The sequence below is a fragment of the Escherichia sp. AM3 genome (genome assembly GCF_032029835.1).
Taxonomy (GTDB): Bacteria; Pseudomonadota; Gammaproteobacteria; order Enterobacterales; family Enterobacteriaceae; genus Escherichia; species Escherichia coli.
Map to the genome: position 1 here is coordinate 1 of NZ_JAVUPQ010000785.1, position 313 is coordinate 313.

Here is a 313-nt window from a genome sequence, read left to right on the forward strand (position 1 = left end):
GCACCTGACAGTATTGTCTACGCCCCGGAACGCCCTGATGCACCGATATCGCTCAATCTGGACGAAATCATTAAATCGCTGGAAGGTGAAGAACGAGCAGACAGAACCGTCCTGTACAAACTGGATGGCAAACCTGCCTTCATTGACCGGGTAAACCGGCTGGAAATGGTCAACGGTGCCAGCAATGACGATCGCAGTGTTCTGGCTGCACTTGCTGTGGCCACTGATTTTTATGGTGGTGTCATTGAGCTGACGGGCAGTGATGCCTTTAAGCAAAAAGCGATGCAGTTGATCATCGAGCACAACATCAAAG

The 313-nt window shown here is 50.8% G+C and carries 1 protein-coding gene; it reads left to right on the top strand.

Annotated features, from left to right (window positions below; genetic code table 11):
• Positions 1–313: LPD7 domain-containing protein (locus RTW80_RS28355; protein WP_312721433.1), on the top strand; the 313-nt coding region annotated here is incomplete at both ends.